Raw genomic sequence first — 7157 nt, 5'->3', positions numbered from 1 at the left:
GCGCGGTGTTGCCCGGGGTGGACGGGGAGGGTGGGCCGTCGGTGCCCGCCTCGTTGGCCGCTCGCGGTGTGTTGGCCGGCGCGGGTCTGCTGCTGGGTGATCCCGCCGGGGCGGTGGGCGCCGATCAACTGGCGCGTGGCCTGGATTGGGCGCGGGCGGTGCGCACACGGGTCAAGGATCGGCGGGACGCGCAGTTGGTGCTGGACCCGGTGGGTGAGCTGACGCCGGTGTTCGTCGAGGACCTGACGGAGGCGGCCCGGGACCGGCGGTCGGTGGTGGTGATCCTCGACGTGTGGGAGCGGATCGGCCCGGGTGTGGAGGAGTGGGTGCGTGATGTGGTGGCCGGGGAGCGGTACGGGGAGCTGCCGCTGAACGTGATCGCGGTGATGGCCGGGCAGAGCGCGTTGACCCCAGGCGTGTGGGGGGAGACGGCCCGGGACGTGGTGCGGATATCGCTGGAGCCCTTCACCGACACCGAGGCCACCGAACTGCTGGCCCGCCACGGGGTGGTGGAGGAGTCGGTGGTGGCGACCATCCTGCGGCTGACCGGAGGGCTGCCGGTGCTGGTGGACATGCTCGCCCAAGCCCGCCCCACCGACCCCGGACAGATCGGCGACCCGGCCGAGACGGCCGTGGAACGCTTCCTCACCGGACAGGACGACCCCGCCCGCCGGGAGGCCATCGCGGCCTGCGCCCTGCCGATGGAGATCGACGAGGACATCCACCGGGCCCTTCTCGGTGATGATCGGCCGGAGGAGGAGTGCGGGTGGCTGGGGAGACTGCCGTTCGTGACCGCCGACGGCGGACGCTACCGCTACCACCAGCTGGTGCGCGAACAGATGCTGCGCCTGCACCGCACCCGCTCCCCCCACCGCCGGCGCGAACTCCACACACGCCTGGCCGACCGCCACGCCCGCGAACGCGAAGCCCTCGAAGTCCACCTCACCACTCATGGTGCCCGGCAGTGGGGTGACGAGCGGTGGCGCGCCCACCGCACCGCGGAGATCCACCACCTGCTGTGCGCCGAACCCGACCGGGCCCTCCCCGAGGCGCTGACCGACGCCATCCAAGCCTGCGCCCGGGGTTCGGAAAGTCTGAGTACATGGGCCACGGCGCTTCACCGCGCCGGAAGCGGGGGCGGTCATCGGCCCACCCTCGACTGGGCGGTGCGCCTCACGCCCCGAACCGAGGGTGCGGAGGGCCGCATCGCCGTTCTCGGACACCTGACCACCGCACCCGGTCTCCCCGTTCGGGAACGGGCCCGGGCCCACACCCTCCGCGGTCGTCAGTACATCGGCGTCGCCGACCACGCCGCCGCACGCAGGGATTTCGACCGCGCCATCGAACTTGATCCCGACTACGTCTGGGCTTGGAACGCCCGTGGAGAAAACCGTCAACTGCTCGGCGAGCACGCTGCCGCCCTCACCGATTTCGATCGCGTCATCGGGCTCAAACCCGATGTTGCGGGCTTTCGAATTATCAGGGGTAATTCACGCCACGTTCTGGGTGACCATGACGCCGCCCTCGTCGACCTCAACCGTGCCGTCCGGATCGATTACGATAACGTTATCGCCCGCATCAAGCGCGGGGAGGTGCACAGGTCACTGGGCGACCCCGCCGCGGCGATGGCAGACCTCAACCATGCCATCAAGGTTGCTCCAAAATCCGATCCGGCCCTCGTCGCGCGTGGCCGAACCCATCGGATTCTGGGAAACCACGAGTCCGCGCTGACCGACCTGCGTCGTGCCATCGAAATCAACCCGAAAAACGGGGAAGGATATTACGAGATGGCCGTGACGTATCGAGTGATGGGGCAGGAGGAGGCCCGACGGTGGTGGGAACGGGCGAGGAGCGCATTCACGAAATCCGTGCAGCGGGGAGGGATGGAAGGGATGCGTGCGAGGGCGTGTTCGGTGCCGGTCCACTGTGCCTGCTCCCGATGGGATGAGGCCGAAAGGGAAATCGACTTCCTCCATGACGCCGAGATGATCGGGGTGTTCGCTTCTCCCATCCTGGAGGAGCTCGGATCCCTGCCCCCGGAACCGGGAACGGACGTGCGGCGACTGGAGGATTTCCGGGAGTTTCTTCGCGCCCGGCTGAGGGGACACCTCCCCGCCGGGTGACTTCCTCCCGGGCCCTTCCCATGTGTCCCTGCCGCCCGGCGGTGGCGGTCCCCGCCCGGGGCCGGAGGAAGGGGCCCGGCCCCGGGGCGTTCCCGGCTCGGGGAGCGGTCCCCGCCCGGGGGCGCCCGACCGCCGGGGCCCCGCCGCCCGGCGGTCGGGTGACGGCCGATCGGGGTGTCCCGGACAGGGCGCCCGGGAGGAGAGCAGGGGCGGAAACCGGCCGGCCATCGGCATCTTCACGCCTTGAAGGAGAACGCCCCGAAACCCACCGGGGGACCGGTGCGGGGACCAACTTCCCGACCGGTGCGGGGGTTGGATCCGCTCCCGGACGCGGTGATTCCGGGCCCGTCGGGGGCGTCCGCTCTCCGGGGAACGGCGTTCGCAGACCCGGATTCCGGGCGACACGCCGTACCTCCGCCGGCCCAATCCTCCCGAAGCTCTCGCGACACGCCCGTGTGCGCCGCTACCTTCGAATGGTGAAGGCCATTCGTCGATTCTCCGTTCGTCCCGTCCTTCCGGAGTCCCTGCTACCGCTCCAGGAGCTGGCGCTGAACCTGCGCTGGTCCTGGCATCCCGAGACCCGAGAGCTGCTGCGCTCGGTCGATCCCGAGGGGTGGGCCGCGGCCGGGGGCGATCCGGTGCGGATGCTCAGCACGGTCTCCGCGTCCCGGCTCGCCGAGCTGGCCGCCGACCGCGGGTTCCTCCGCCGCCTCGGAGTCGCCGCCGAGGAACTGCGCGACTACCTCACCGATGATCGCTGGTACCAGCAGGAGGGTGTGGAGCTGCCGCGCGGCATCGCTTATTTCTCCCCGGAGTTCGGCATCACCGCCGCCCTGCCCCAGTACTCCGGTGGTCTCGGCATCCTCGCCGGCGACCACCTCAAGGCCGCCAGCGACCTCGGCGTCCCGCTGATCGGTGTCGGCCTGCTCTACCGGCACGGCTACTTCCGTCAGACGCTGTCGGCCGACGGCTGGCAGCAGGAGCACTACCCGGTGCTCGACCCGCACGCCATGCCGCTGACCCTCCTCACCGAGGAGGACGGCACCCCGGTGCGGGTGGCCCTGACCCTGCCCGGTGGACGTGCCCTCGGGGCCCAGATCTGGCAGGCCCGCGTGGGGCGGGTGCCGCTGCTGCTCCTGGACTCCTCGCTCGCCGAGAACGACCCGGCCGAGCGGGACGTCACCGACCGCCTGTACGGCGGCGGCAGCGAACACCGCCTGCTGCAGGAGATGCTCCTGGGCATCGGTGGGGTGCGGGCGCTGCGAGCCTACTGCCGGATCACCGGGCACCCCGAGCCCGAGGTCTTCCACATGAACGAGGGCCACGCCGGTTTCCTGGGCGCCGAGCGGATCCGGGAGCTGGGCGAGGAGCGGGGCCTGGACTTCGACGCCGCGCTGCGCGCCGTTCGTGCCGGTACCGTCTTCACCACCCACACCCCCGTCCCGGCCGGCATCGACCGCTTTCCCGAGGAACTGGTGGCCCGGCACTTCGGCCCGGACGCCGAGTTGGCCTCGCTGGACCGGGACCGGCTGCTGGAGTTGGGCCGCGAGCCGGAGGGCACCGCCGCGCCGGGCGGGCAGCCGACGGCCGAGGGGCAGCCGAGCCCCTTCAACATGGCGGTCCTGGGCCTGCGCACCGCGCAGCGCTGCAACGGCGTCTCCACGCTGCACGGCACGGTCAGCCGGGAGATGTTCTCCGGACTGTGGCCGGGCTTCGACTCCTCCGAGGTGCCGATCGGCTCCATCACCAACGGCGTGCACGCCCCCACCTGGACCGACGACGCGATGCGGGACGTCCGGGCGGGCGACATGTCCGACGCGGACCTGTGGCAGCTGCGGCGCGAGATGCGCGAGCGGCTGATCCAGGAGGTGCGCGAACGGCTGCGGACCTCCTGGCGGCAGCGTGGCGCGGCCCGCGCCGAACTCGGCTGGATCGACGAGGTCCTGGACCCGGACGTGCTCACCCTCGGGTTCGCCCGCCGGGTGCCGTCCTACAAGCGGCTGACCCTCATGCTCAACGACCGCGAGCGGATGAAGCGGCTGCTCACGCACCCCGAGCGGCCGGTTCAGATCATCGTCGCGGGCAAGGCGCACCCGGCCGACGAGGGCGGCAAGCGGCTCATCCAGGAACTGGTGAAGTTCGCCGACGATCCCAGGCTGCGCACCCGCATCGTCTTCCTGCCGGACTACGGCATGGCGATGGCCGGCTTCCTGTACTCCGGCTGCGACGTGTGGCTGAACAACCCGATCCGCCCGCTGGAGGCGTGCGGCACCTCCGGGATGAAGGCGGCCCTCAACGGCTGCCTCAACCTCTCGGTGCGCGACGGCTGGTGGGACGAGTGGGCCGACCAGGACTTCGGCTGGGAGATCCCCACCGCCGACGGCATGGCCGCCGATGACCCGCAGTGGCGCGACGCGGTGGAGGCCGCCGCGCTGTACGGGCTGATCGAGGAGCAGGTGGCGCCCTGCTTCTACGACCGGGGCGGCAACGGTGGACCACCGGTGCGCTGGATGGAGATGGTTCGCGCGACCATCGACCGGCTGGGGCCGAAGGTCCTGGCCGAGCGGATGGTGCGCGAGTACGTCGGTGAGCTGTACTCCCCGGCGGCCCGCGCCCACCGGGAGCTGGACGCCGACGCGGCCCGCGAACTGGCGGCGTACGTGGAGCGGGTGCGGAGGGAGTGGCCCGGCGTCTCGGTGGACCACGTGGACTCCGGCGAGGAGCCCCCTGTCCTCGGCGGTGTGGTGCCGTTGCGGGTGCGGGTGGCGCTGGGCGGGCTGGACCCGGACGCCGTGCAGGTGCAGGCGGTGACCGGCCGGGTGGACGAGAACGACACCCTCGCCGACCCCCGGGTGGTTCCGCTCAAGCCGCTGGGCGGCGCCGACCTGGAGGGCCGCTGGACCTACGAGGGAGAGCTGACGCTGGACCGCTCCGGGCCCTTCGGGTACACGGTGCGGATCCTGCCCGCGCATCCGATGCTCGCCTCGCACGCCGAACTGGGGCTGGTGGCGTTGCCGAGCATGGAGGTCGAGCAGGTGCCGGAACACGAGGCCGGGGTGCTGCTGCGCTGATCCCGCGTCCGTCGTACGGAAGGGGCCGGTCCCCGCATCCCGGAGGGTGCGGGGACCTGCCCCCGTCGCGTCCGCCCGGCCCGCTCCCGGGGCCGGGGGTCAGACCAGGCTCTCCCGCCAGGCTCGGTGCAGGGAGGAGAACTCCCCGCGGCCGGCGATCAGGTCCTCCGGCGAGCCGTCCTCCACGATCCGGCCCGCCTCCATGACCAGCACCCGGTCGGCGATCTCCACCGTGGACAGCCGGTGCGCGATGACCATCGCCGTGCGGTCGCGCAGCACGGTGCGCATGGCCTCCTGCACCGCCTGCTCGCCGGGGATGTCCAGCGAGGAGGTCGCCTCGTCCAGGATCACCACGCCGGGGTCGGCGAGCAGCACCCTGGCGAAGGCGACCAGTTGCCGCTGTCCCGCGGAGATCCGTCCGCCGCGCTTGCGCACGTCGGTGTCGTACCCCTCCGGCAGCGCGGCGATGAACTCGTGGGCCCCGATGGCCCGGGCGACGGCCTCGATCTCCTCCCGCGTGGCGTCGGGGCGGCCCAGCGCGATGTTCTCCGCGACCGAACCGGAGAACAGGAACGCCTCCTGGGTCACCATCACCACCCCGCGCCGCAGTTCGGGCGTCGCCAGCCGCCGCAGGTCGGTGCCGTCGAGCAGGACCCGTCCCTCCACCGGGTCGTAGAGCCGGGCCAGCAGCTTGGCGAGGGTGGACTTGCCCGCGCCGGTGGCGCCCACCAGGGCGACGGTCTGCCCGGCGGGCAGGGTCAGGTCGAAGCGCGGCAGCACCTCACCGCCGGTCCGGTAGGCGAAGCGGACCCCTTCGAAGACCACCTCGCGGCCGGGCCGCTCGGCGGGCCGCTCCGGCAGTGTCCGCGGGGATTCCGGCTCGGGGACGTCCGGACGCTGGGCCAGCAGTCCGGCGATCTTGTGCAGCGAGGCGGCGGCCGACTCCCAGTAGTTGAGGATCATCGCGACCCGGTCCAGGGGTTCGAACAGCCGCCTGATGTAGAGCGCGCCCGCGGCCAGGGCGCCCAGGGCGAGGGCGTCGGTCGCCACCCGGTAGGCGCCCCACATGATGATGGCGGCCATAGCGACGTTGGCGGTCAGGCGGGCCAGCACCACGAAGCGGGCCATCTCCAGGATGGTGTCGCCGTTGAGCCGGCGGTGCCGGTCGTTGAGTCCGGCGAAGTGCGCGTCGTTGTGCCGCTCGCGCCGGAACGCCTTGACCGGGCGGATGCCGTTCAGGGTCTCGTTGAACTTCACGATCACCGCCGCGATGGCGGTGGACCGCTTGGAGAACATCACCCCGGCCCGCCGTCGGTAACCGCGCACCAGCACCCACATGGGGACCAGGGAGGCCAGGGCCAATCCGCCGAGGCCGAGGTCCAGCCACAGCAGCAGCACGCCGATGTAGCCGACGGAGACGAAGACGATCAGCAGATCCTGCAGGCCCTCGTCGAGCAGGTCGCGCAGGGCCTGCACGTCGCTGGTGGCGCGGGAGATCAGCCGCCCGGAGGTGTAGCGGTCGTGGAAGTCCAGGCTCAGCGCCTGCCCCTGCCGGTGGATGCGTCCGCGCAGGTCGAGCAGAACGGCCTGGGCGGCCCGGGCGGCGATCCGCAGGTAGCCGTTCATCAGCAGACCGGAGACGATCGCGGAGACCGCGTAGAGCACGGCGACGGTGACCAGCGGCCCGTGGTCGCCGGCCACGGCGGCGGGCACACCCCGGTCGATGGCGTACGCCACCAGCATCGGCCCGGCCTGTACGGCGATCTGCTGCACCAGCAGCAGGACGGCGGCGAGGGCGATCGTTCGCCGCCGGGGCCGGAGCAGGGAGCCCAGCAGTCGGCGCGGGGCGTCGGGCGGGGCGGGCAGCCGGTCGGCGGCCACCGCGTCCCCGTCGTCGGGGCCGGTCCCGGCGCGCGGCCGGTCGTCACCGGTCGTGCCGGGGGGACCGTCGGCGGTGCCGGGG

3 protein-coding genes are annotated in these 7157 nt (G+C 72.2%); 2 read left to right on the top strand and 1 reads right to left on the bottom strand.

Annotation, left to right across the window (positions count from 1 at the left end; translation table 11 throughout):
- Nucleotides 1-2123: tetratricopeptide repeat protein (locus FNQ90_RS07795; protein ID WP_228470953.1), on the top strand; the 2123-nt coding region annotated here is incomplete at its 5' end.
- Between the two features lie 476 nt (nucleotides 2124-2599).
- Nucleotides 2600-5194 carry an alpha-glucan family phosphorylase gene (glgP, locus tag FNQ90_RS07790; protein WP_143619179.1) on the top strand — a complete coding sequence of 865 codons (2595 nt, stop codon included), beginning with the start codon at nucleotides 2600-2602 and terminating at the stop codon, nucleotides 5192-5194.
- Between the two features lie 99 nt (nucleotides 5195-5293).
- On the opposite strand, the gene FNQ90_RS07785 is transcribed toward glgP, so the two are convergent.
- On the bottom strand, nucleotides 5294-7157 hold a 1864-nt coding region (locus FNQ90_RS07785; protein ID WP_228470952.1), incomplete at its 5' end, for an ABC transporter ATP-binding protein.

The organism is Streptomyces alkaliphilus (genome assembly GCF_014141535.1).
In the GTDB taxonomy this organism is placed as follows: domain Bacteria; phylum Actinomycetota; class Actinomycetes; order Streptomycetales; family Streptomycetaceae; genus Streptomyces; species Streptomyces alkaliphilus.
Note: the sequence above shows the minus strand (reverse complement) of the source record. Positions and strands in the feature narration are given on the sequence as shown.